Genomic DNA, 24,358 nt, shown 5'->3' with positions numbered 1-24,358 from the left:
TCATGGACCCGATCAGTGCTGTCACCCATTTCGACCCCTACGATTTCTACTACGCCCGCCTGCGTGCTCGGGGCGGCCTGACCTACGATTCAGCGCTGGGCCTGTGGGTCGCCAGCAGCGCCGCCGCGGTGGCGGCAGTGCTGAACCACCCCGCCTGCCGTGTCCGACCGCCTCAGGAGCCGGTGCCCAAGGCCATCGCCGACCGGCCTGCCGGGGACGTGTTTGCACGCCTGATGCGGATGAACGATGGCCCGCGCCACAGCTGTCCCCGTGCCGCCATGGCGACGCCTCTGCAGCAACTGGGCGCCATCGACCTTATGCCCTTGCTGGCACAATGGCGCCCTGTCCTGAGTGCACCGCAAGGTGCCAGCGATCTGCAACGCTGGCAGTGGCGCCTGCCAGTGGCGCTGCTGGCAGGACTGCTGGGAATAGCCGCCGAACGGCGCGAAGACCTTGCCCGGCGCACCGGCGAATTCGTTGCCTGCCTCTCCCCCCTGAGCAATGCAGAACAGCTGCAGGCTGCCGATTGCGCGGCGCAACACCTGCTCCAACAGATGCAGGCGTTGCTCGATGCCCCACAACACAGCCCACTCCTGACGGCGATCCTTGAGCGCAGCAACGGCCTGGCCCCAGCGGATCTGCTGGCCAATCTGCTGGGCCTGCTGGCGCAAACCCACGACGCCTGTGCCGGATTGATCGGCAACAGCCTGATCGCCCTGCTGGCGCAACCGTCTCTGTGCCAGCACCTGTCCAGTGATCCGGACCTGCTCAGTGCCTGGCTGCTGCAACGCCAGCGCCTGGACCCGCCGGTGCAGAACACCCGGCGGTTCGTCGTCCAGGCCTGCACCCTGCTGGGGGTGGACCTGCAAGCCGGCGATACGGTGCTGGTGCTGCTGGCGGCGGCCAACCACGACCCGGCCCTGACCGCGGTCACCGGCAGCAATCCGGCGTACCAGGGATTCAGTTTCGGCAGCGGAGCGCACCGCTGTCCCGGCCAGGGCCTGGCATTGAATATCGTCCAGCGTTTGCTGCAGCTCCTGCTGCGCTCGCCGGGGCTGAGCGCCCTGGCGCTGGACTGGCACTACCAGGACTCAGTCAACGGCCGTATTCCCCTGTTCACCGATGCCGTCGGATAGCCGGCAAGCGCGCTGGCAGTCCCCGGACGCTTGAGGTAAAACGTGCCCCTACTGCCAAGGCCGATACGGGAAAAGGAACAACAATGCTGTTTGTGGTGATGCTGGGGGGAAAACACCCCAGAGCGAAAATTGAAGTCCACGATGTCCAGTTCGTGGTCGCCGACCGTCTCGAAGCGGCCTACCCGCAACTGCGCGAAGGCTGGTTCGGCAGCCCGGCGGGCTTGCACATCGACTCCTGGATGCAGGTCGACGGGGTCGAGGACTACAAGATCGAACTCAGCCCCCTGGCCCCATTGCCGGGTGCACCGCGCCTGTACTTCCTGAACCTGGGCGGCTACGAAGCGACGGCCTTTGGCGAGGCCCACCGCTACCTGCTGGTGGTGGCCCGGGACAAGGCCGAAGCCAAGGCCAAGGGCAAGCGGCAGATGCTTGCCCACTGGCACAAGTCCCACACCGATGCCCTGCTGGACGTGGACGACTGCCTGCCGATCGACCTGCTGGAAGGCCGTTATGTGCATCTGGTGCCCGGCCCGCACCGGGGCATCGTGCAGCAAAACGACTACATCATTCTGGGCTGACCTGATAGACGCCGGCTTGCCGGCGAACAGGCCATAGAGCATTTGCCATGTACACCGCTTTTTTCAGAGAGGAGGCAAGCATGCCGTTTCATGCTCGTGCAGCACAGGGCGCTGACGGTCAGCGAAGCCAATGTCCGGACCCTGTGCTTCTAGGAGCTCAGGTAGTCCAGTTCAAGATCGCTGATGTCCGCGACCTGACTCAGTAGAAACTCCCGCAGCCGAGCGATGGATTCCCGGCGCACGCTGTCTCGCAGCCACACCAGGTAATAACCGTCCCCCGACGCCACGGCGCTGGGGAATGGCAGGCTGACCCGCCCTCGACGAATGTCCCCCACCACCAGGTGCAGATCACCAATGGACAGGCCGTGCCCGGCCATCGCCGCAGAGATCGCCTGGTCCAGGGTGTCGAAGACATTGCCCCGCTCCAGTCGTACCTGTTGCAGCAGGTCCCTGTCCTTGAGCCGTTGCGCCTGCAACCAGCGTCGCCAGTCACGACGGTCCGCCGAAGGATGGATCAGCTCCGCATCCTTGAGCCGTTCCAGGGTCCAGGGCGGCGCGTCCGCGGCCTCGGGTGGACCGATGGGAATCAGCCATTCATCAAACAGCTTGCAGGCCTCGACCCCGGCGCCAAAGTGCCCGTTGCCCAAGAGAATCGCGCAGTCGTAGGGCTCGGCGTAGAAATCCACATGGTCGAAGTCCATCCAGACACTGGCCAGTTGCACCGCCAGCGCCGGCTGTTGCCCCTTGAGCTGCTCCAGGACCCGCAGCAGCCAGCGCATGGTCAGGGTCGAAGGCGCCTTGAGGCGCAACTGTCCGGTGTTGGCCCGCAGCGGCAGGCAGGCATCCTCGATGATCCGGAAGCCCACCTTGAGCTCCCGGGCCAGGCGCTGTCCGGCTTCGGTGAGCACCAGCCTGGGTCCGTGACGCTCGAACAAACGACAGCCGAACTGACTTTCCAGGGTGCGGATATGCCGGCTGATGGCGCTTTGGGTCAGGGACAGCTCCTCGGCGGCTCGGGTAAAGGAGCTGGAGCGGGCGGCCACTTCAAAGGCCCGCAGCGCGTAGAGCGGTGGCAGGGATTCGACCATCGACGAGCACCAATAATGATTAATACTCATAGTAAGTCATAGCTTTTTGCGTTTTTCAATGCACGACAAAGCCCCCAAGCTGAGGCCTTTCACATGACTTCAAAGGCGTTACTCGTGGACCTGAACCTGTCGTTATTGTTGGCCTATGCACTCAGCGTACTGATGCTGGTGGCCACCCCGGGGCCAGTGGTGGCCCTGATCGTCAACACCAGCATGAACGCCGGGCCGCGCCAGGCCGTGTTGACCGCCCTGGGCACCAATGCCGCGTCGCTGCTGCTGGCACTGTTGGCGGTGCTGATGCTGACCACCGGCCTGGCGCTGGACCCACGCCTGATCGGCTGGGTCAGCCTGCTGGGCTGTTGCTTCATCGGCTGGCTGGCCTTGCAGGGGCTGCGGGAGGTGTTTGGCCCAGCCCCCGCACCCGCGCCGCCACGCACCAACAAGGGCCGCCAGGGCCTGGCCAGCGGTTTCCTGGTGGGGATCGGCAACCCCAAGGACATCATTTTCTTTGCCTCCTTCTTCCCCCAGTTCATCCAGGTCACCCGCTCCTTGCAGCACAGTGCACTGCTGCTGACGCTGGTCTGGGTAGTGGTGGATTTTGCCGTGCTGGGGGCTTACATCCTGGTGGCGCGCCAGGGTTTCTCGCTGAAGTACAAACGCCTGGTGACCGGCCTCTCCAGCCTGGCGCTATTACTGGTGGCACTGCTGGGCCTGGGCTACGCCGTGCTGGAGTTGTGCAATGCCGGCGCCCAGCGATGACGCGTGGCTTTGCCCCGGACATTCGTAGTTCATGGAAACATTGCGGAAAATCCGCCCGCCAGCCGATAAAAATCTCCTGTGGGAAGCACGCCATGAATTAACATAGCCAAGCGCTATCCACCCCTCAGGACCACCCCCTTACATGCTGTCCAGAATCCGATGATTGCTGTCTGGTCCCTACTGTGTCTGACCCTGTTGCTGGCCCTGTTGGCGTTGTGGCTGCTGCGCCGCGAACGCCGCGCCCAGGCCCAGTTGCGGGACTATCGCACACTCGCCGAAGGCTTGCCCGACGACGCCGAGCGCTTCAAGCGCAGCCAGTACTTCGCGCGCATCGGCACCTGGGATTGGGAAGTGGACACCCAGCGGCTGTACTGGTCGGAAGCCATCTACGGCATGTTCGGTTTCAAGGTCGGTGAAGTGGTGCCCTCCTACGAACTCTTCTGCTCCTGCGTGCATCCGGACGATCGCGAACGGGTCCGCGCCGGCGAGTTGCGCTGCCTGGAAACCGGCGAGAACCATGATGAGGAATACCGCGTGGTGTGGCCCGACGGCAGCATCCACTGGCTGCGGGAAACCGGCAACGTGGTGAAAAACGTGCACGACACCACCATCAAGATGATGGGGGTGGTACGGGATATTACCGATGAAAAAGTCTCCACCAGCCAGCTGCAGCAACTGGCGCACTTCGATCCGCTGACCGGCCTGCCCAATCGCCTGATGCTGGAACAGCGCCTGTCCCGGGCCCTGGAGCAGGCACGTCACAACCAGACCCGAGTGGCCCTGGTATTCGTTGACCTCAACGGTTTCAAGGCGATCAACGACCAGTACGGCCACGCCGCCGGAGACCGGGTCCTGAGCGCCACGGCCCAACGTCTGCAAGGCATCCTGCGCACCAGCGACACCGTGGCGCGGATCGGCGGCGACGAATTCGTAGTGATTCTGGAGGGCCTGTCCCCGGGGCTCGACCTGGAAGAAGAAGCCCGGCGCATCGGCGAAAAGATCTTCAATCAACTGTCGCCCCCGGTGGAGGTAGACAGCCATCGCCACAGCATCGGCAGCAGCCTGGGCGTGGCGGTGTTTCCCGACCATGCCGGGCGCATGGACCAGTTGCTACATGTCGCCGACCTGGCGATGTACGAGGCCAAGCGCAGCGGCAACAACCAATACCGCCTGGGGCAGTAGTACCCGGCAGCAGGGCCTAGGCGTCGCGACCCGCGCTGAGCAAGCGCTCACGCAGAAAGCCCAGGGCCGCTTGAAACAGCGGGTGCCATTGGGCCGACGGCGGACTGGCCAGGGGATGCCAGAAAAACTCGAAGTGATGGCCGCCATCATCCTCGGTGAAATGCGTCCAGGACTCTGGCAACTGCCCCAGCACCCGGCACTCATGGAAGGCCCATACCTGGCCGGAAAACCCCGAGTGCCAGAGCCCCAGAGAGCGGCTTTCCTCGGCCTGGACGCCAGCCTCTTCCGCCAGCTCGCGGACCGCCGCGGCGGCCGTCGACTCTCCCGCCTCCACCGTGCCCTTGACCAGTTGCAGACCCGCCAGCGGGTGGCGAAAGGCCAAGACCTCAAGCTCAGTGGTGTGGCGCAGCAGTACCGCACAAGCCTTGTTGCCAGGCATCGGCCTTTCTCCTGAGGTTCGGGCCTTAGCCTCAATCATCCCGGGTCAGCACTTCCAGCAACTCGATCTCGAAGATCAGGTTGGAGTTGGGCGGGATCGCGCCCATGCTGCGCTCGCCGTAGCCCAGGTGCGCCGGCACCAGCAGTTTGCGCTTGCCGCCCACTTGCATACCCATCAGGCCCTGGTCCCAACCCTTGATCACCCGCCCAGTGCCGATCACGCACTGGAACGGCTTGCCGCGATCGTAGGAGGAGTCGAAGCTGCTGCCGTCCTCCAGAAAACCCCGGTACTGGGTGGTGATCAAAGCCCCCTTGACCACGGCCTTGCCATCGCCCGGCTGGATATCGATCACCTGCAATTCGTCGCTCATGCTTCACTCCCGTTCAAACATTGCCCCGTCACGGGACCGCGGCGGGCTTTTTCGCAGAATTGCCGCTGCCTGGCAATCACTGCGCTGCGCCCGGCCCGTGCTGGACCTGGATACCGGTGTCGGTGCCGACAAACATCTCGCCGAACGCCGCCTCGACCTCCTCGACGCTGGCCAGCCCTGCATCCCAGCTGATTTCCAGGCTGGGCAAGGCCCGGCACCAGTCCAGGGTGCGGGAAAAATGCAGGGTCAAGCGCCCCGGCGCCAATTGCAGCCGCTCGATGCCGCCGTAGCCGGCCACGTCCTGCCCGCCCAGCTCTACATAGTAAGTGTCCATGCCCAGTTGCCGATCCTGCTCGTCAACGCATTCGGCACGCTGCAGCAGCAGGTAGTGCCCTGGCTGTTGCCCATCATCGGCAAAGCCCAGGATCTGGACTTCGTCCTCAGTGCAGGCACTGTAGGTGGTTGCGTGAAACTTGAAGCTCATCAGCCTTTACTCCTTATACCGTTCACTGGCGCAACAACCCGGACTCATAGTCCAGCCAACCCTGTTCAAAGCATGCCTGCAGGTAGTCCAGCACGCTGTCCAGCAGCACCGAGGCAGGCACATTGATTGTGTAGAAGGCCTTGCTCATGCCCTCCCAACGGCAGCCCAGGGCATTGATCCGTTCCAGCACCTCGGGTGCCCGGGCCCGGCCGGTTTCAAAAAACACCAGGCGCAGCGTGCTGTTGCCACTGCTGCGCGCGATGTGCTTGAACCACTTCAAGCCATCGGCCTGCACCTGGACTGCTACGTCGTCCTCGTAACAGACATCCGGGGAATAGAAGGGAATATTGGCGATACGGTACAGGCCGTCTGGCTGCTGCTGCGCCCAGACACCTTCGCTGGCTGCCGGCGGATAGTCGTCGACCACGGTCAACCTGAGCATGATCTTGTCCATCACCTGTCCCTGGTTCATTGAATAAAAAGCGCCCGGCCGAGCTTGAGGCCGGCGAACGCCGAGCGCTTTTTCGCAGAATTGCCGGCCCGTGGCAATCCTTGAATCGCGCTCGGGCAAAGGTCTGTCGCTGCCCGGGAAGTTTCCGTTACCATTGCCGCCCCCACGCCCCACCCCGATAAGGACATCCCATGGCCACCGCCGATATCGTCACCCTGGTGCTGCTCGCCTTGCTGGCGCTGTACCTGGTCAGCCTCTACAACCGCCTGACGACCCGGCGCAACCGCTTGCGCAATGCCTTCGCCCAGATCGAAGTGCAACTCAAGCGCCGCTACGACCTGATTCCCAACCTGTTGGAAACCGTCAAAGGCTACCTGCAGCACGAGCGCCAGACCCTGACCGCCCTGGCCGAGGCGCGCAACAGTGCCCGGGACAGCCTGCAAGCGGCCGCCGCGCAACCCGGCGACAGCGCACGCATCGCCCGCCTGGGCCAGGACCAGAGCGCCCTGGATCAGGTTCTCGACCGCCTGCACCTGAGCCTGGAGGCCTATCCGGAACTCAAGGCCTCGCAGAACATGGCGCAGCTCAGCGAAGAGCTCACCAGCACCGAGAACAAGGTCGCCTACGCCCGCCAGGCCTTCAACGACGCCGTGACCGACTACAACCTGTGCAAACAGCAGGTGCCGGCGCTGTTTTTCGCCGGGCTGTTCGGCCACCGGGCCGACGCCGCCCTGCTGCAATTCGCCGACAGCGCGCAAATTCAAGACGCCAGCAAAGTGTCGTTCCAGTAACCCCGCCGCCTGCCCCCGGAAGCTTGCATGAAGTTCTTTCAACACCAGGCCCGCGCCCGGCGCCACACCCTCAAACTGCTGCTGTTGATGACCCTGGCGGTGACCACCCTGGTCAGCCTCAGCAGCCTCGGGCTGGGCTTGTTGTGGCGCGAGCTGAGCCAGGAGTACGGCCAGCCCAAGGTGCTGAACTGGACCGTCGTCGCGATCGTGGCACTGCTCATGCTGCTGGTGGTGGTGCTGGGCAGTTGGTACAAGACCTGGCGCCTGCGGGCCGGCGGCAAGGTGATCGCCGAGCATCTGGGCGGGCGCCTGATCAATGACTCACCGCGGGGCAGCGAGGAACAGCGACTGCTCAATATCGTCGAGGAAATGGCCCTGGCCTCCGGCGCCTCGATGCCGGCCGTGTATGTACTGCCGGAAGACGCAATCAATGCCTTCGCCGCCGGGCTGACACCGCAGCAGGCGGTGCTCGGAATCACTCGCGGTGCCCTTATCCACCTGGACCGCGACGAGTTGCAGGGCATGGTCGCCCATGAGTTCAGCCACATTCACAACGGCGACATGCGCCTCAACACCCACTTGCTGGCGGTGATCCACGGCCTGCTGGTGTTCAGCCTCGCCGGCATCGCGGTGCTGCGCCAGGCCGAAAAGCAGCACCTGGGCAGCGACCGCCACCGCTTCTTCTGGCAGATCGTGTTCGCCGTGCTGGGCCTGGCCCTGCTGATCTTCGGCTCCCTGGGCAGCCTGCTGGGCAACCTGATCAAGGCCGCCATCTGCCGCCAGCGCGAGTTTCTCGCCGACGCCTCGGCGGTGCAGTTCACCCGCAACCCCCAGGGCATTGCCGGCGCCCTGAAAAAGATCGGCGGCAGCAGCGCCGGTTCACGCCTGCGCGCCTTCGCCGCCGCCCAGTACAGCCACCTGTATTTCCATCAGGGGGTGAAACTGCGCCTGGAGCGCCTGATGGCCACCCACCCGCCGCTGGCCGCGCGCATCCAGCGCCTGGACCCGCAGTGGGATGGGCGCTTCAAGCCGCTGTAAATGCGCTACCAGAGGGCAATGTCGTAAGTGATGTAGAGGCGGTTGCTGTCGCGTCCACGGGAGTAGTCGGAGCGATACACATAATTGCGCAGCTTCACCCCCAGCCCCTTGAGCGAGCCTTGCTGGAGCACATAGGCCAGTTCGCTGTCGCGCTCCCACTCATCGACGCGGGTCCCGGACTTGCCGTCATTGCCGCTCAGGTAGCGCGAGCTGAAGGTCAGGCCGGGGACACCCAGGCTGGCGAAGTTGTAGCCATAGCCGAGCATCCAGGTCTTCTCGCCCTCCTCGATGAACTTGCCGATGCCGGCGTTACTGAAGGAGTAGACCGTGGCGCCGCTGATATACGGCAAGCCGGCATCGCCACTGAGGCGCTGATAGCCGCCGCCGAGGGAATGCCCGGCGATCGCGTAGGTCAGTTGGCCGCTGAGCATGCGGTTGGCGATCTTGCCGTCAAAGGCCGCGCCTGAGTCGGCGCTGCGGAAGTAGCGCAGATCGCCGGTCAACGTCCCCTGCCCCAGCGCCAGGTCGTGCTGAAGACCGACAAAGTCCTGTCGATAGAAGTTCTCAAGCTGGCCATGGAAATAGCTCAGGCGCAGGTTCTTGCTCCACTTGTATTCGGCCCCACCGTAACGGAAGTCCCCGGACTGGCCGCCGCTGTAGCCGTCGGGCACCAGCCCCACGCTGTCGGTGGAGTCCCGCAGTTTGAAGCGCTGCAGATAACCGCCCGTCAAACTCAAGCCGTCGATATCCGTGCTGCTGAGCTGGGTCCCCTGATAGGTCTGCGGCAGCAGACGGGCATCGTTGTAAACCAGCACCGGGGTCTTGGGCAGCAGGGTGCCGTACTTGAGCGTGGTCTTGGCCAGCCGCACCTTGGCCGTGGCGCCGGCACTGGCAAATTCGCCGGCGGCGCGACCGTCGTCATGCACCGGCAGCAGCCCGGTTCCACTGCGCCCCTTGCCGGAATCGAGCCGAACCCCCAGCAGCCCCAGGGCATCGACCCCGAACCCCAGGGTGCCGGGGGTGAATCCGGACTGATAATCGAGCAGGAAACCCTGGGCCCATTCGGTGCGCTCGCTCTTGGCGGTGCGCGCAGCCTTGGCGCTGAGGCCGTGTTCGTCGCGGAAGTTTTCGTTGAAATAGACGTTGCGCAATTGCAGCTTGAGGCTGCTGTCGTCGATGAAGTCAGCGGCCTGGAGCCCCGCCACCGGCGGCAGGCTCAAGCAGGAAAATACCGTTGCGCGAATCAGCAAATGGCTCATGTCGTACTTCTCGTTGTTGTTATTCAAGGCGCAGTTCGCCAAGCGCCCCGCAAGCAGGCGCGCCAGGCAACGAAAGAGGGTTTTGAACGAATCAGACGAACAGGGTCAGGGCGCCTGTCAGCAAGGCCAGGGCGGTAATGACCAGAGAGGTCAGCACGGCCCACTTCACCGTGGCTTTCTGGAAGTCGCCTATATCACGGTCCACCATGCCCACCAGCAGCAGGGTCGAGGCCACCAGCGGACTCATCAGGTGCACCGGCTGACCGAGGATCGAGGCCCGGGCTATTTCCAGGGGAGAAATGCCATAGGCCGCCGCCGCGTTGGCCAAAATCGGCACCACGCCGAAGTAGTAGGCATCGTTGGACAGGACGAAGGTCAACGGCATGCTGGTCAGCGCCACCACCAGCGGGAACAGGTGGCCCCAGGAGGGCGGAATCCAGTCCACCAGGGTCTGTGCCAGGGCGTCGACCATCTTGGTGCCGGAGAAAATACCGGCGAAGATCCCCGCGGCGAACACCAGCAGCACCACGGTCATGGCGTTGCCCGAGTGGGCGAGAATGCGCTCTTTCTGAATATCCAGTTGCGGGTAGTTGATCATCAGCGCCAGGACAAAACCGATCAGGAACAGCACCGCCGAGTGCATCAGGCCCAGCACCAACGCGGTCATTACCGCCACCACCAGCAGCAGGTTGACGTAGGCCAGCTTGGGCCGCTTGTGCGGGGTGTCTTCCAGAATCGCCTTGATGTAGCAGTCACCGCCACCGCTTTGCAGTTGGGTATTGCCGATACGCTTGCGCTCGGCTCGTCCCAACAGGTAGGCGGTAAACACCACCCAGGCGGCGCCGCCGATCATGGTCGGCAACAGCGGCACGAAGTACTCGCCGGCATCCAGGCCAAGGGCGGCGATGGCGCGCGTTGCCGGTCCGCCCCACGGGGTCATGCCGCTCATGATGCTCAGGGACAACATGGAGATGGTGGCGAGGATCATCGGGTTCATGCCGATGCGCTTGTACAGCGGCAGCATCGCCGCGCAGGTAATCATGTAGGTGGTGGTGCCGTCACCGTCCAGGGCCACCACCAGCGATAGCAGAGCGGTGCCGATGGCGATCTTGGTCGGGTCGCCATTGACCCGCTTGAGAATCTTGCGGATCAGCGGATCGAACAGCCCCGAATCGATCATCAAGCCGAAAAACAGAATGGCAAACAGCAACAGCGCCGCCGACGGCGCAACCATTTTCAGGCCGTCGAGCATCATCTTGCCGGTGCTGCCGGCAAATCCGCCGAGCACTGCAAAGACAATGGGCACCACCGTCAAGGCCACGATGGGCGACAGGCGCTTGGTCATAATCAGGACGGTAAAGACCACCACCATGGCGAGGCCGAGCAAAGCGAGCATATGTCGATTCTCTTGTTTTTATGATGAACGTGGCCGGCACGCAGGCGCACGGCCACCTGGGCGCCGGGCGGCCCGATCAAGGGCGCCCGGCACAGGCAATAAATGGGGGGTTGGCAGTGTTGCCTTGCAGGTCTAGCTGAGCTTGCTGGCCAGCGTGGCGGGCGGGGTTTGCTCGACACTCTGGGCCGGGGCCGGCTCGCCGTTGAGCGTGCGCATCAACACCTGGCGGTCGCACGCCTGCTCCGAGAGGGCGATCACCACCGTCGCCACGGCGTTACTGGCCAGGCTGGTCAAGGCCCGGGCCTCGGACATGAAGCGATCGATGCCGATCAGCAACGCCAGGCCGGCCAGGGGAATGTCATGAATCACCGTCAGGGTCGAGGCCAGCGCCACGAAACCGCTGCCGGTCACGCCGGCGGCGCCCTTGGACGACAGCAGCATGATCGCCAGCATAGTGACGACCTGGCCGGCACTCAGCTCGATGTTGCACGCCTGGGCAATGAAGATCGCCGCCAGGGACAGGTAGATCGCCGTACCGTCGAGATTGAACGAATAGCCGGTAGGCAGCACCAGCCCCACCACGCTTTTGCGACAGCCCAGGGCCTGGAGTTTTTCCAGCATGCGCGGCATCACCGGCTCCGTGGACGAGGTGCCGAGCACCACCAGGAACTCTTCACGCAGGTAGCGCAACAGCTTCCACAGGCTGAAGCCATTTGCCCGACAAATGCCGCCCAGGACCACGCAGACAAAGAAGCCGCAGGCGACATAGAGGGTCATGATCAGCTTGGCCAGGGCGCCCAGGGAAGTGATGCCGTACTGGCCCACGGTAAAGGCCAGGGCCCCGAAGGCGCCGACGGGGGCGAAACGCATCAGGTAGGAGAAAATCTTGAACACCATGTGCGAGGCCGACTCCAGCACCTCCAGCACCGGCTTGCCGCGCTCGCCCAGGGACGAAAGGGCAAACCCGCACAGCACCGCGATAAACAGCACCGGCAGTACCTCGCCTTTGTTGAAGGCGCCGACAAAGGTCTCGGGAATGATGTGCATGAAGAACTCCACCACCCCCAGCTTGGCTGCCGAATCGGTGTACTGGGACAGCCCCTGGGTGTTCAACCGGGTGGGATCGATGTTCATTCCCGCGCCGGGCTGGAACAGGTAGACCGCCCCCAGGCCGATGAACAGGCTGATCAGCGTCAGGCCCAGGAACAGCAGCATCGTCTTGCTCAACAGGCGTCCCAGGGAACGCTTGTCGCTCATGCCGGCAATGCCGGTGACGATGGTGCAGAACACCACGGGGGCGATCATCATCTTGATCAGCTTGATGAAGGCATCTCCCAGAGGCTTGAGGGCAATGGCCTGCGCGGCCCAGAAGTGCCCCACCAGAACCCCGAGGAACACGGCGCAGAGGATCTGGAAGTAGAGCGATTTAACAACTTTCATGGCATCACCCATTTTTAGAATTGTGTGGATGCAACGCGGGTCGACAGCAACGACTAACCGGCCAGGCGCTGTGAAGCCGGCGCGTAGACAAACCCGGAGAACAACCGGCGGGCAGTGCGAACCACCGAGGCGCGGATGGTCTCAGGGTTTTTTCCGCTGTAGGACAATACGACATCTATTGCCCCGCTGGGGTGCTCGATACGGACCTTTTGCAAACGCGGTTCGTGGCCCCCGCCCAGCATCTCGGCCACCACGCTACCGGCGGTGACACAGGCGGTAGCTAGGCCGATGGAGCCGGTGATGGCCAGGGCCCGATGGCAGTTGTGGGGCATGAAATAGCGCACCGCGAGAGTGCCCCCCAGCCGGGCCTGGGACACCAGGACCGGCTTGGGGATCACTTTGTCGCTGACATCCCCCAGGCCCATGGCCAGGCCGGCCTTCAGGCGCAGGCTTTCCAGGCGCTGGAGAAAGTCCGCATCGGCGTCCAGTTCGGTCGGCGTTTCATCGCCGCGCTTGCCCAGACAAGCCGCCTGCACCAGCACCATGGGCATGGCCATGTCGATGCACGTCACGGCAATGCCGTCGATCAAATCCTGGGGCTGGCCCGTGGGGAACAACTGGCCGGTCTTGCTGCCGGCAGCATCGAGAAAGGTCAGGGCCACCGGCGCCGCGCTGCCCGGCACGCCGTCAATGGTGGTGTCGCCTTCGTAGCTGACCTTGCCATCGGGAGTCTGCACCTGGGCATTGACCAGGGTGCCGGTGTTGAGGTTGCGAATCCGCACCTGAGTCTGTGCGCCCGTGGCCTTGACCAGCCCCTGCTCGATCGCGAAAGGCCCGACAGCGCACAGCATGTTGCCGCAGTTGGGCGCGGTATCGACCCGACGCTGGGACACCATGACCTGAACGAACAGGTAGTCCACATCGGCATCCGGGTGCAGCGACGGACTGACGATCGCCACCTTGCTGGTTTGCGGGCTGCCACCGCCGATACCGTCGATTTCCAGCTCGTGGCCGGAGCCCATCAGGTTGAGCAACAGCTCATCACGCTCGGACACCGCCACCGGCAGATCCCAGGCCAGAAAAAACGGCCCTTTGGAGGTGCCGCCGCGCATCAACACACAAGGAATTCGTTGCATGAACACAGACTCTTGTTAATCAATCGAGGTAATTGATGTTCTGGACACAAGAGTGTCAGGGATTAAAAAGTGTTTCCAATGCAAAGATCAGAGAGATTATTGCGTTACACGCATGAATTAAATATCGTGTCCGGCAGCGTTCCACCCGCCTCCCCGCCTTGAGAAACCAGCATGGAATATGAGCTCCAGGACATAAGATCTTTCGTGAAAATCGCCGAACTGGGGAGTTTTCACGAAGCGGCCGACGCCTTGCACCTGTCCCAACCCGCCCTGAGCCGGCGCATGAAGAAGCTGGAAGAGGGCCTGGGCACCGCCCTCCTCGACCGCACCACGCGCAAGGTCAGCCTGACCAGCGTCGGTCGCGACTTTCTGCCCAAGGCCCGACGCCTGCTGGACGACTTCGACGACTCGATCCTCAACATCCGTGAATTGGCGGAACGGCAAATCGGTCAGGTGACCCTGGCCTGCATCCCCACTGCGGCCTTCTACTTCCTGCCGTCGGTGATCCGCCTGTACAACCAGCGCTACCCGAAAATCCGCATCCGCCTGCTCGACCTCAGTGCCAACGAAGGCCTTGAAGCGGTGCTGCGCGGCGAAGCGGACTTCGGCATCAACATGATGAGCGGTCAGCACCCGGACATCGAGTTCGTGCCACTGGTCAACGAGCCCTTTGTCCTGGCCTGCCGGCGCGACCACGAACTGGCAGAGCGCAGCTCGGTGACCTGGTCGGAACTGAGCGACTATCGCTTGATCGGCGTCGGTCGCCTGAGCGGCAACCGCATGCTGCTGGACCATGCCCTGTCCGGCTTGAGCTGGCGTCCCCAGTGGTTCTATGAAGTGCAGCACCTGTCCACGTCACTGGGCATGGTGGAGGCTGGCCTCGGGGTGTCGGCGATGCCGAGCCTGGCCATGCCCGCCGCCGATCACCCAACCCTGGTCAGCGTTCCGCTGACCGAGCCTGTGGTCAATCGCACCCTGGGCCTGGTGTACCGCCGCGGTGCATCGCTGTCGCCGGCCGCGGAAAAATTCGTGGCGATCCTGCTGGAGCAGTGGCCGCACTGACCCGCGCGCCCCTCCCGCGCGCCCTACACACCGACGTGCCTTGAAGGGCGCACCGCCAGTCTCAGAACATCCCCGCCGTTTTTATCCGGGCGCAGACTGGCAACCCCATGCGCTCATCGTCACCGGCGAGCCTTTATCATCACCTGCGCCCCGTTCTCCCTGGAGTCCCCCCGATGCCCCATGAAGGCAACCTGCTACAAGCCGCCGTCGTGTTCCTCTGCGCCGCCGTGCTCATCGTGCCCCTGGCCAAGCGCCTGCAACTGGGGGCCGTGCTCGGCTACCTGCTGGCCGGGGTGCTGATCGGCCCGTCGGTGCTGGGGCTGGTGGGCAACCCGCAAAGCGTCAGTCACATCTCCGAGCTGGGGGTGGTGCTGCTGCTGTTCATCATCGGCCTGGAGCTTTCCCCCAAGCGCCTGTGGGTGATGCGCAAGGCGGTGTTCGGTGTGGGGCTGGCCCAGGTGCTGTTGACCGGCACAGTGATCGGCGTGGTGGCCCTGTTCCTCTTCGGCCAATCGCTGAACAGTGCCATTGTCCTGGGCCTGGGCCTGGCGCTGTCGTCCACCGCTCTGGGCCTGCAAAGCCTGGCCGAACGCAAGGAGCTGAACAGCCCCCACGGGCGCATGGCCTTCGCCATCCTGCTGTTCCAGGACATTGCCGCCATTCCCTTGATCGCCATGGTCCCGGTGCTGGCCGGCAGCGATCACCACACCAGCAGCGCCGAGGATCTGCGTCATGGCCTGCAAGTGCTGGGCAGCATCGCCGTGGTGGTGGTGGGCGGACGCTACCTGTTGCGCCCGGTGTTTCGCATTGTCGCCCGCACCCGCTTGCCGGAAGTGTCCACCGCTACCGCCCTGCTGGTGGTGATCGGCACGGCCTGGCTGATGGATCTGGTGGGCGTGTCCATGGCCCTGGGCGCCTTCCTCGCCGGCCTGCTGCTGGCGGACTCGGAATACCGCCATGAACTGGAAGCGCAGATCGAGCCCTTCAAGGGCCTGCTGTTGGGGCTGTTCTTCATCAGCGTCGGCATGGGCGCCAATATCAGCCTGCTGCTCAGCGCGCCCATTACGGTGCTGGGCCTGACCCTGCTGCTGATCGGCCTCAAGCTGCCGCTGCTGTACGCGGTCGGGCGCCTGGCCGGCGACCTCAATCGCGAGAGCGCGGTGCGCCTTGGCGTGGTGCTGGCAGCCGGTGGCGAGTTCGCCTTCGTGGTGTTCAAGATCGGTCGCGACCAGGGCCTGTTCGAGGCCCGCCTGCATGACCTGCTGGTGCTCACCATCACCCTGTCCATGGCCCTGACGCCGCTGCTGTTGCTGGCCTGCTCGCGCTGGCTCAAACCCAAGGCCAAGCCCGTGGAAATGCCCGCCGAATACCGTCAGATCGACGCCGACAGCCCGCGGGTGGTGATCGCCGGCATGGGCCGCATGGGACAGATCGTGGCGCGTATCCTGCGGGCGCAGAAAATCCCCTTCGTCGCCCTGGACACCTCGGTGGACACCATCGAACTGATCCGCAGCTTCGGCGGCATGCCGGTGTTCTACGGCGACCCCATGCGCCCGGAGATCCTCAGCGCGGCCAAGGTCGGCACAGCGGAATACTTCGTCATCGCCACTGATGATCCGGAAACCAACATCAAGACCGCCGAACAGGTACGCAAGCTCTACCCGCACCTGAAGATCATCGCCCGGGCGCGCAACCGCCAGCACGTGCACAGGCTGGTGGACCTGGAGGCCCAGGCCGTGCGGGAAACCTACTACTCCAGCCTGGAAATGAGCCGCCGCACCCTGGTGGGACTGGGGCTCAGCCAGGCCCAGGCCGACTCGCGAATCCAGCGCTTTACCGAGCATGACGAACAACTGCTGGCGGCCCAGCACGCGGTGTACGACGACGCGGCCAAAGTGCTGCAGACCGCCCAGGAAGCCCGCGCCGAACTGGCCCGACTGTTCGCCGCCGACGAGCAGGACGAGCAGATCGAGAGCCCCCTGCCGCCGATGCGCTGAGCCGCCGGCCCTGCGCCACCTCGCAGGAGCCGGCTTGCCGGCGAAGGCGGTCTCAGGGACGCCGGGGAATGATCTGAGGGCCGTGGTGTACCCTTCGCTGGCAAGCCAGCTCCTACGGAGGCCCAAACACCGCATTTCGCTGTAGGAGCCGGCTTGCCGGCGAAGGGGCCCGTAAGTCATGCATCGCCCCGGCCGACGCCTTCGCTGGCAAGCCAGCTCCTACGGTGGCCCAAACACCACATTTCGCTGTAGGAGCCGGCTTGCCGGCGAAGGCGGTCGTGAGGGCGCCGGAAAGTGCTTTGAATCACGCGGTGCGCTTGAGCGACTACCGTCAGGTTCTGTCAGGAGCGCTTGTGTAAAGTGAGCGCCGCCTCGCCTTTGAATGGATACGCCCGATGAGCTCGACCCCAGAGAACGCCCCGGCCCTCAAGGAAATCTTCAACCAGCAACGCCTGGAACATATCGCCGACGCCATGCTCGCGGTGTATCCGGCCTTCGACCGTCAACGCTTTGTGCAACAGGCCAGCCACAACCTCGCCGAGCTGTCGTTGATGCAGCGTCTGGCGCGGGTCAGTCAGAGCCTGCACCAGGTGCTGGAGTTGGACTACCCCACCAGCCTGGAGTTGCTGCACGCCCTGGCGCCCCGCCTGAACAATCGCTTCGTGTGCATCTTCCTCCCGCACTACGTGGCCAGCTACGGCTTGCATGACTTCGAACTGTCGATGGCGGCCTTGAAGTATTTCACCCGCTTCGGCTCCTCGGAGTTCGCCGTGCGGCATTTCCTGCGCCAGGATTGCACCCGCAGCCTGGCCCTGATGGAGCAATGGGCCGGCGACCCGGATGAACACGTACGCCGCCTGGCCAGCGAGGGCAGCCGCCCGCGCCTGCCCTGGTCGTTTCGCCTGGAACAGCTGCAGGCCGACCCGCAGCTGGCGGCGCCGATCCTCGAACACCTGCGCAACGACCCCAGCCTGTACGTGCGCAAATCCGTGGCCAATCACCTCAACGACATCACCAAGGACCATCCGCAGTGGGTCCTGCAGCGCCTGGAAGGCTGGCCCCTGGAGCAGCCCCACAGCGCCTGGATCGCCCGTCATGCCTTGCGCAGCCTGATCAAGCAGGGCGACCGTCGGGCCCTGGCGATCATCGGGGCCGGGGCCCGGCCCGAGGTCGAGGTCGACCGCTTCCAGGTGGCTCCCGGGCAACTGCGCCTGGGAGACAGCCTCAACCTGTCCCTGACCCTGGTCTCCACCAGCCCCCGCAACCAGCGCCTGGTGGTGGATTACGCCATCGACTACGTCAAGGCTTCAGGCGCCACAGCGAGCAAGGTGTTCAAGCTCAAGACCTTCACCCTGCAAGGCCTGGCCCGGGTGGAACTGGGCCGCAACCAGCAGATCCGCGAACTGACCACCCGCCGTCACTATCCCGGACGCCATGGCGTGCAGTTGCTGGTCAACGGCGAGTGCCTGGCCGCCAGCCATTTCGACTTGCTCATCCCCTGACCTTCAAGGAAGACCTCGTGGCAATCATCAGCAAATGGGCGAAATCCATCGCCCGGGTCCTGGAAAGCAGCTTCAGCGTCAGCAGCACCATCGCCAGCCACTCCGGCGTCCTCGGCGACGCCCGGGAGAGTTTCATCCGTGACGTCCTCAAGCGATTTCTGCCGAGCAACATCAGCATCGGTGCCGGGCAGATCATCGACTCCGAAGGAGGCATCTCCAAGCAGATCGACCTGATCATCTATCGCAACGATTTCCCCACGCTGCGCACTTTCGGCTCGGCGGACGTTTACCTGATCGAAGGGGTGATCGCCACTGTGGAGGTCAAGTCCCAACTCAACGAAAAGAGCCTGTTCGAGGCCCTGGAGAACGGCAAGTCGGTGCGCAACCTCAAGCCCTCGGTGCTGCGCCATTCCCTCGACGAATACAGCGCGCGCATCTATGACCGCGACTATCAGAACCTGACGGTCTCGCAGATGAATTCGGTCATGGGCCTGGTGCTGCCGCCGGCGTATGTGTACGGCTATCGAGGCTATCCCGGCGCCAGCCTGGAGCCGCTGCGCAACAGCCTGAACGCCTGGCACAACATCCCCGACCGTGCCGGCGAACTGGACGTGACCCTGATGCCCGAGGTCATCGCCACCCAGGGCTGTGTGACCCTGAAGAACCTCAACAACCACCTGGCCCTGCCCCGGCCCGGCGCCGCTGACCTGGAGGCCTGTCGCCGGAGCTACAACACGGCCATGTCCAGCAGCATGAGCAAGCAGGAATTCTTCGGTTGCTTTCGCGAAAGCAACGCTGAGAGCTTCGACTACGGCATCGCCATCAAGGCCTACGAAACACCGCTGCAATACCTGATTTCCAGCTTGCTGGAGGCGGTGACCTCACGCATCGGCTACCAGCAACTGGGAGGGACGGCGATCCAGTACAACCTGTTGAAATACCACCTGAGTGAAGAGATGGAGGGCGGCTGGTCCGGCGCCGCGATCAACCTGACCCGAGTGCGTGATCCCAAGCTGGATCTGGCGGGCAAGTTCGGCCTGTGGAAAGCCAGGTCCTGAAGCGACCGACAAAACCCGCGCACCACCACCACCACCACCACCACCACCACCGTAGGAGCCGGCTTGCCGGCGAAAGCGATCCTGATAACGCCGTGGAGGATCTGCGAACCGCGGCGCGGCGCTTCGCTGGCCAGCCAGCCTACAGGCCATACCGTGGTTCAGCCCCGGGAGCCCGGCAGCATGCGCTTGAGGGTGTTGTCGCCCACCCAGTAGTGGTGAAACAACCCGGCTGCGGCATGCAGGCCGATCAGCCAGTAGCCGGCGTTGCCCAGTTGCTCATGCCAGTGCTTGAAGAATCGCGCCTGGTCAGGGTCCACCGCCACCGGCGCGGCCGGCAGGAAAAACTCGAAGTAAGGCACGGGTTTACCCGCCGCCGAGAGCATCAGCCAGGCCAGCAGCGGCGTGGCGATCATCAGCGCATAAAGGACCAGGTGCATCAGGTGCGACAGCCCGGTCTGCCAGGCAGAGGGCGCCGGTGAGATGGGCGGTCGTGGCTGCAGGCGTGCCAACAGGCGAATCCACACCAGGGCGAAAATGCTGATCCCGAACAGGCTGTGCAGCCCGAGAAACACGCCCCGGGCCGCACTGCCCCGAGGCATCAGCCCCTTGAGTTCGATGCAGGCGTAGACGCCGACGAACAGCGCCAGCATCAGCCAGTGCATCAGGATCGACAGTCGCGCGTAACGCGATGGTACGGGTTGAGCGGTCATACACAGTCCTCACGGTGGTTCGGGATGCCCGATTCATTCAGGTCATCGCTGGGCCCGAGCAACGCCTTCTGTTGCTCGGGTGCGCCACCTTGCGATGCCAGCCTTAAGGCAACCTGAAGATCACAAAAATGTCTTTTTGCCCTCTTCAGACTTCGTTAAGAAAGCCTGCCGATACTCCTCCCCAACACGCCTCGGGAGGCTCTGCATCCATGCCTGGATTTGACTGGAACATCCATCTACCCCTCAGCTTCGGCCGGGATTCCACAACACTCCTGACCCTGGCCCGCAGCCTGCCCGGGGAGGTCCAGCGCCCTCTCTTCGAAACCTACGTCAGCCAGCGATTCCAGCAGGTCCACGGCGCCAACATCCGTCAATTCATGCCGGAGCTCTTCGGTTTCAGCGATCCCCAGGGTGCGCTGTGCGCCGTCGCCGGGGTGCGCCTGGCCAGCAGCGGCCCGCTGTTTCTGGAACGTTATCTGGATGCACCGATCGAGGAGTTGATCGACTTCGCCGCCCAGCGTCCGGCAGAGCGCCAGGGCGTGGTGGAAGTGGGCAACCTGGCGGCCAGCGACACCGGCAGCGCACGCCTGTCCATCATCGCCATCACCTGGCTGCTGGCCATGGGGGGCCTGGAGTGGGTGGCGTTCACCGGCAACGTCGGCCTGGTCAACAGCTTTCATCGCCTGGGCCTGCGCCCCTTGACCCTGTGCGCGGCCGACCCCGAGCGCCTGGGTGAAGACCGTCATCACTGGGGCAGCTACTACCAGAGCCAGCCATCCGTGCACGTGGGCAGCATCCGCGCAGGCTTCATCCACTTGCGCAACATGGGGATGTTCAATCGCCTGGGCTTGCCGGTGTCATTCGAGGAGAACACTCATGTCGCTTGAAGTGCAGCGCTTCAAGGAAGCACTCCGTAAACACGCCGAAGAAAAGACCATCCACATTGCGCTCTGGGGCGATCGCCTGCGCCTGGACTACGCCACCCTGTATGCCGAGGTGATCTACCGCCAGCAACGGCTGCGCGATGAACAGGTGAACGTGCTGGCCCTGGCCCTGGACAACGGCCCGGAACTGCTGCTGTGGGATCTGGCCGCGTTGTTCGAGGGCCTGACCTGCCTGACCCTGCCCCCCTTCTTCAGCGCCGCCCAGCGCCAGCATTGCCTGGAACAGAGTCGCGCCGAGCTGCTGCTGGCCGAAGACGGCCAGGACGCGCAACTGCAAGCCGCCGGCTATCAACGCCAGGGCGAATTCTGGCGCCGGCCCTTCGACGCGCCGTCGATCCTGCCGCCCGGCACCGCCAAGCTGACCTTCACTTCCGGCACCACTGGCACCCCCAAAGGCGTGTGCCTGGGCGCTGACAGCCTGCTGCGGGTGGCCCGGGAGCTGGAGCAGGCCAGTCATTGCAGCAACCCGCGCCACCACCTGGCGCTGCTGCCCCTGGGGATTCTCCTGGAAAACCTGGGCTGCTACGCCGCGCTGTATGCCGGTGCCACCCTCAGCCTGCCGAGCCAGAAAACCCTGGGCATCCAGGGCGCCAGCGGGGTCGACGCGCCGACCTTGTTCGGTTGCCTGGCCCAGCGCCAGCCCGAGAGCCTGATCCTGGTGCCACAGCTGTTACTGCTGCTGGTGGGGGCCGCCGAACAGCGTCAGTTCAATCCCGCCGGCCTGCGCTTTGCCGCCGTGGGCGGGGCCAAGGTCTCGCTGGAGCTGCTGCAACGGGCCCAGCGCCTGGGCCTGCCGGTGTTCGAAGGCTATGGGCTGTCGGAGTGCGCCTCGGTGGTGTGCCTCAACCGCCCCGGCGAACACCGCCCGGGCAGCGTCGGCCAGCCCTTGCCCCATGTCCGGGTGCACCTGGCAGCCGACGGCGAGGTGCTGATCGAGGGCTCTCTGCTGCTGGGCTACCTGGGTGAACCCGAGCGAGTCGACGGTTGGTGGCACAGCGGCGATATCGGCGAGTTCGACAGCGACGGCTATCTCTATCTCAAGGGCCGCAAGAAGCACCAGTTCGTCACCAGCTACGGGCGCAACGTCAACCCCGAATGGGTCGAGGCCGAACTGACCCAGCGCAGCCATATTGCCCAGGCCTTCGTCTACGGCGAGGCCCTGCCCCACAACCATGCCCTGCTCTGGCCCCATCGGCCGGACTGCAGCGACAGCCAACTGGCCGCCGCCGTGGCCCAGGCCAACGAGGCCTTGCCGGACTACGCCCAGGTCCACCACTGGACCCGCCTGCAACAACCCTTCACCCCAGCCAACGGCCTGCTCACCGCCAACGGCCGGCCTCGCCGCGAGGCCATCGTCGAGCGCTACCGCGACCTGCTCTGCCCTACTGTTCATTCCGAGGAATCATCGTCATGAGTTTTTTCGACCAACTGCAAGCCGCCACCGCCCGGGAGCGGGAACAACTGTTCAACCTGCCGATCATTCGTGAAGCCCTGGGGGGCCAGGTCAGCCTTGAGGGCTACCGGGCGTTCCTGACCCAGGCCTACTACCACGTGCGCCACACCGTGCCCCTGATGATGGCTTGCGGCGCACGCCTGCCGGAGCGCCTGGAATGGCTGCGCGGCGCGGTGTGCGAGTACATCGAGGATGAGTACGGCCATGAACAGTGGGTGCTCAACGACATCGTCGCCTGCGGCGGCGACCGTCTGGCAGTCCGCGACGGCCGTCCGTCCCTGGCCATCGAGTTGATGGTGAGCTTTCTCTACGACCTGATCGCCCGTGACAATCCGGTGGGGCTGTTCGGCATGGTCAACGTCCTCGAAGGCACCAGCATCGCCCTGGCCACGATGGCCGCCGGCAGCATCCAGGAGAGTCTGCAACTGCCCCAGAGCGCCTTCAGTTACCTGGCGTCCCACGGTTCCCTGGACATCGAGCATATGCAGACCTACAAGCGCCTGATGGACCGTCTCGACGACCCTGCCGACCAGGCCGCCGTGATCCATGCCTCGAAAGTGGTCTATCACCTGTACAGCGAGATGTTCCGCGGTCTGCCACGTGTCGGGGAGAGCGCCCATGCGTCTCTCTGAAACCCGCGCCGTGCTCACCGGAGCCAGTGGCGGCATCGGCCTGGCCATTGCCGAGGCCCTGTGCGCCAGTGGCGCCCAGGTGCTGGCCGTGGCCCGGCACAAAGAGCCGTTAGGGCACTTGCTGGCGCGCTACCCGAACCAGCTGTGCTGGGTCTCGGCGGACCTGACCTTCCTCAGCGACCGACGCAGGGTGCTGCTGGCCGCCGAGGCCATCGGTGGCGTCAACCTGCTGATCAACGCCGCCGGAATCAATCACTTCGCCATGCTGGAACAGCTCGACGACGCCGAGATCAACGCCATGCTGGCGGTCAACATCGGTGCGCCGATGTGCCTGACCCGCCTGCTGCTGCCGCTGCTGCAACAGGCCCCCAGCGCCATGGTGGTGAACGTCGGCTCTACCTACGGTTCCATCGGCTACCCCGGTTATGCCGCCTACTGCGCCAGCAAGTTCGCCTTGCGCGGCTTCTCCGAGGCCCTGCGCCGGGAACTGGCGGACACCCGGGTCAACGTGCTCTATGTGGCGCCGCGAGCCACCCGCACCAGCATGAACAGCCCCGCCGCCCAGGCTTTGAACGATGCCTTGAAAAGCAATGTCGACGACCCGCAGACCGTGGCCAGCGCGGTGGTCCACGCCATCGCCGGCGACCACCGCGAGTTGTACCTGGGCTGGCCGGAACGTTTTTTCGTCCGCCTCAACAGCCTGCTGCCCAACCTGGTGGACCGCGGCCTGCGCAAACATCTGCCGCTGATCCGGCGGCTGAGTATCCGATCCGAACGGGAGCACGAAGAACCATGAAGAACCTGATCAGCGCACTGTTGCTGGGCTGTCTGAGCCTGCCCGCCTGGGCCCTGGATACAGCGGATCAGCAACGTCTGAGCGTCATCCAGCAAGGCTGGGCGCACATTCAGTACCAGGTGCCGGCCGAACAACGGGCCGCTGCCTTTGAACAGCTTGCCACGCAAACCCGGGCCTTTACCCAGGAGCGCCCGACGGTCGCTGAAGCCTGGATCTGGTCGGGCATCGTCACCAGCAGTTGGGCCGGCGCCCAGGGCGGGCTGGGGGCCTTGAGCAAGGCCAAGGCCGCCAAAGCCGACCTGGAGCTGGCCCTGGGCCTGGACCCCAAGGCCCTGCAAGGTTCTGCCTACACCAGCCTGGGTGCGCTGTATGATCGTGTTCCCGGCTGGCCCATCGGTTTCGGCGACGCCGACAAGGCCGAGGAACTGCTCAAGCAAGCCTTGCAGCACAACCCCGACGGCCTGGATAGTCTGTACTTCTGGGGCGACCACCTGTATCGCCAGGGCCGCTACGGCGAGGCCCGGGTCGCCTTGCTCAAGGCCTTGCAGGCAGCCCCGCGCCCCGGTCGGGAAGTGGCCGACAAGGGCCGGCGCGAAGAGATCCACGCATTGCTGGGCGAGGTGGGTAAAAAAATCAAATGATCCGGACAGGACAGGA

25 protein-coding genes are annotated in these 24,358 nt (G+C 64.4%); 15 read left to right on the top strand and 10 right to left on the bottom strand.

Features of this window, described 5'->3' with window-relative positions; genetic code table 11:
• The first annotated feature begins 2 nt into the window (after positions 1 to 2).
• Together FW796_RS22515 and FW796_RS22510 are read left to right on the top strand one after the other, a co-directional pair.
• Positions 3 to 1,136 carry a cytochrome P450 gene (locus tag FW796_RS22515; RefSeq protein ID WP_446440066.1) on the top strand — a complete coding sequence of 378 codons (1,134 nt, stop codon included), beginning with the start codon at positions 3 to 5 and terminating at the stop codon, positions 1,134 to 1,136.
• 83 nt (positions 1,137 to 1,219) lie between these two features.
• Positions 1,220 to 1,714, top strand: coding sequence for a DUF1543 domain-containing protein (locus tag FW796_RS22510; RefSeq protein ID WP_346635820.1), 495 nt, complete (start codon positions 1,220 to 1,222; stop codon positions 1,712 to 1,714).
• Positions 1,715 to 1,863: 149 nt separating this feature from the next.
• Here FW796_RS22510 and FW796_RS22505 read toward each other — a convergent pair whose 3' ends face one another.
• Positions 1,864 to 2,802: a LysR substrate-binding domain-containing protein gene (locus FW796_RS22505; protein WP_446440138.1), complete on the bottom strand. Its 939-nt coding sequence runs from the start codon at positions 2,800 to 2,802 to the stop codon at positions 1,864 to 1,866.
• A gap of 120 nt (positions 2,803 to 2,922) precedes the next feature.
• Between FW796_RS22505 and FW796_RS22500 the strand changes: the two genes are divergently transcribed.
• Together FW796_RS22500 and FW796_RS22495 are read left to right on the top strand one after the other, a co-directional pair.
• On the top strand, positions 2,923 to 3,561 hold the full coding sequence (locus tag FW796_RS22500; protein WP_346635836.1) for a LysE family translocator: 639 nt from the start codon (positions 2,923 to 2,925) through the stop codon (positions 3,559 to 3,561).
• A gap of 159 nt (positions 3,562 to 3,720) precedes the next feature.
• Complete coding sequence (locus FW796_RS22495) at positions 3,721 to 4,743, top strand: diguanylate cyclase domain-containing protein (protein ID WP_446440065.1); 1,023 nt, start codon at positions 3,721 to 3,723, stop codon at positions 4,741 to 4,743.
• Between the two features lie 16 nt (positions 4,744 to 4,759).
• On the opposite strand, the gene FW796_RS22490 is transcribed toward FW796_RS22495, so the two are convergent.
• From FW796_RS22490 to FW796_RS22475, 4 genes are all read right to left on the bottom strand, one after another.
• Positions 4,760 to 5,182 (bottom strand): NUDIX hydrolase, encoded by a 423-nt coding sequence (locus FW796_RS22490; RefSeq protein ID WP_446440064.1) that lies wholly within the window; start codon positions 5,180 to 5,182, stop codon positions 4,760 to 4,762.
• 31 nt (positions 5,183 to 5,213) lie between these two features.
• Positions 5,214 to 5,552, bottom strand: a complete 339-nt coding sequence (locus FW796_RS22485; RefSeq protein WP_011060802.1) for an FKBP-type peptidyl-prolyl cis-trans isomerase — start codon at positions 5,550 to 5,552, stop codon at positions 5,214 to 5,216.
• Positions 5,553 to 5,628: 76 nt separating this feature from the next.
• A complete protein-coding gene (locus FW796_RS22480; RefSeq protein ID WP_446440063.1) occupies positions 5,629 to 6,036 on the bottom strand; it encodes an Imm10 family immunity protein in 408 nt (135 codons plus the stop codon).
• 22 nt (positions 6,037 to 6,058) lie between these two features.
• On the bottom strand, positions 6,059 to 6,478 hold the full coding sequence (locus tag FW796_RS22475) for a DUF4265 domain-containing protein (protein ID WP_446440062.1): 420 nt from the start codon (positions 6,476 to 6,478) through the stop codon (positions 6,059 to 6,061).
• Between the two features lie 200 nt (positions 6,479 to 6,678).
• On the opposite strand from FW796_RS22475, the gene FW796_RS22470 reads away from it, so the two are divergent.
• The gene (locus tag FW796_RS22470; protein ID WP_346635805.1) at positions 6,679 to 7,278 is read left to right on the top strand and encodes a LemA family protein; all 600 of its coding nucleotides are present in this window, start codon (positions 6,679 to 6,681) and stop codon (positions 7,276 to 7,278) included.
• 27 nt (positions 7,279 to 7,305) lie between these two features.
• Positions 7,306 to 8,316: a M48 family metallopeptidase gene (locus FW796_RS22465; protein ID WP_446440061.1), complete on the top strand. Its 1,011-nt coding sequence runs from the start codon at positions 7,306 to 7,308 to the stop codon at positions 8,314 to 8,316.
• 5 nt (positions 8,317 to 8,321) lie between these two features.
• Here the strand turns inward: FW796_RS22465 and FW796_RS22460 are convergent, their stop codons facing one another.
• From FW796_RS22460 to FW796_RS22445, 4 genes are all read right to left on the bottom strand, one after another.
• The gene (locus FW796_RS22460) at positions 8,322 to 9,575 is read right to left on the bottom strand and encodes an OprD family porin (protein ID WP_446440137.1); all 1,254 of its coding nucleotides are present in this window, start codon (positions 9,573 to 9,575) and stop codon (positions 8,322 to 8,324) included.
• A gap of 91 nt (positions 9,576 to 9,666) precedes the next feature.
• Positions 9,667 to 10,971, bottom strand: coding sequence for a CitMHS family transporter (locus FW796_RS22455; protein WP_346635803.1), 1,305 nt, complete (start codon positions 10,969 to 10,971; stop codon positions 9,667 to 9,669).
• Positions 10,972 to 11,103: 132 nt separating this feature from the next.
• Complete coding sequence (gene dctA, locus FW796_RS22450; protein ID WP_346635802.1) at positions 11,104 to 12,423, bottom strand: C4-dicarboxylate transporter DctA; 1,320 nt, start codon at positions 12,421 to 12,423, stop codon at positions 11,104 to 11,106.
• A gap of 41 nt (positions 12,424 to 12,464) precedes the next feature.
• Entirely contained in the window at positions 12,465 to 13,547 is a 1,083-nt protein-coding gene (locus FW796_RS22445) for a 4-oxalomesaconate tautomerase (protein ID WP_346635801.1), read from the bottom strand.
• Between the two features lie 171 nt (positions 13,548 to 13,718).
• On the opposite strand from FW796_RS22445, the gene FW796_RS22440 reads away from it, so the two are divergent.
• From FW796_RS22440 to FW796_RS22425, 4 genes are all read left to right on the top strand, one after another.
• A complete protein-coding gene (locus tag FW796_RS22440) occupies positions 13,719 to 14,609 on the top strand; it encodes a LysR family transcriptional regulator (RefSeq protein ID WP_016966118.1) in 891 nt (296 codons plus the stop codon).
• A gap of 173 nt (positions 14,610 to 14,782) precedes the next feature.
• On the top strand, positions 14,783 to 16,606 hold the full coding sequence (locus FW796_RS22435; RefSeq protein WP_446440060.1) for a monovalent cation:proton antiporter-2 (CPA2) family protein: 1,824 nt from the start codon (positions 14,783 to 14,785) through the stop codon (positions 16,604 to 16,606).
• 395 nt (positions 16,607 to 17,001) lie between these two features.
• The gene (locus FW796_RS22430; RefSeq protein WP_446440059.1) at positions 17,002 to 18,108 is read left to right on the top strand and encodes a DNA alkylation repair protein; all 1,107 of its coding nucleotides are present in this window, start codon (positions 17,002 to 17,004) and stop codon (positions 18,106 to 18,108) included.
• A gap of 17 nt (positions 18,109 to 18,125) precedes the next feature.
• The gene (locus FW796_RS22425; protein WP_446440058.1) at positions 18,126 to 19,166 is read left to right on the top strand and encodes a DUF6602 domain-containing protein; all 1,041 of its coding nucleotides are present in this window, start codon (positions 18,126 to 18,128) and stop codon (positions 19,164 to 19,166) included.
• A gap of 158 nt (positions 19,167 to 19,324) precedes the next feature.
• On the opposite strand, the gene FW796_RS22420 is transcribed toward FW796_RS22425, so the two are convergent.
• On the bottom strand, positions 19,325 to 19,876 hold the full coding sequence (locus tag FW796_RS22420) for a cytochrome b (RefSeq protein WP_346635797.1): 552 nt from the start codon (positions 19,874 to 19,876) through the stop codon (positions 19,325 to 19,327).
• Positions 19,877 to 20,085: 209 nt separating this feature from the next.
• On the opposite strand from FW796_RS22420, the gene FW796_RS22415 reads away from it, so the two are divergent.
• Genes FW796_RS22415 through FW796_RS22395 form a run of 5 tightly spaced genes read left to right on the top strand, consistent with a single transcriptional unit; the run spans position 20,086 to position 24,342 of the window.
• The gene (locus FW796_RS22415) at positions 20,086 to 20,763 is read left to right on the top strand and encodes a thermostable hemolysin (protein WP_446440057.1); all 678 of its coding nucleotides are present in this window, start codon (positions 20,086 to 20,088) and stop codon (positions 20,761 to 20,763) included.
• Positions 20,753 to 22,234 (top strand): AMP-binding protein, encoded by a 1,482-nt coding sequence (locus FW796_RS22410; RefSeq protein WP_446440056.1) that lies wholly within the window; start codon positions 20,753 to 20,755, stop codon positions 22,232 to 22,234. Before FW796_RS22415 ends, FW796_RS22410 begins: the two co-directional genes overlap by 11 nt.
• Positions 22,231 to 22,905: a TenA family transcriptional regulator gene (locus FW796_RS22405; RefSeq protein WP_446440055.1), complete on the top strand. Its 675-nt coding sequence runs from the start codon at positions 22,231 to 22,233 to the stop codon at positions 22,903 to 22,905. Before FW796_RS22410 ends, FW796_RS22405 begins: the two co-directional genes overlap by 4 nt.
• Complete coding sequence (locus FW796_RS22400; protein ID WP_446440054.1) at positions 22,892 to 23,701, top strand: SDR family oxidoreductase; 810 nt, start codon at positions 22,892 to 22,894, stop codon at positions 23,699 to 23,701. Before FW796_RS22405 ends, FW796_RS22400 begins: the two co-directional genes overlap by 14 nt.
• Complete coding sequence (locus FW796_RS22395; protein ID WP_346635792.1) at positions 23,698 to 24,342, top strand: tetratricopeptide repeat protein; 645 nt, start codon at positions 23,698 to 23,700, stop codon at positions 24,340 to 24,342. Before FW796_RS22400 ends, FW796_RS22395 begins: the two co-directional genes overlap by 4 nt.
• Positions 24,343 to 24,358: the final 16 nt, after the last annotated feature.

This window comes from Pseudomonas sp. 910_21 (assembly GCF_052850735.1).
Note: the sequence above shows the minus strand (reverse complement) of the source record. Positions and strands in the feature narration are given on the sequence as shown.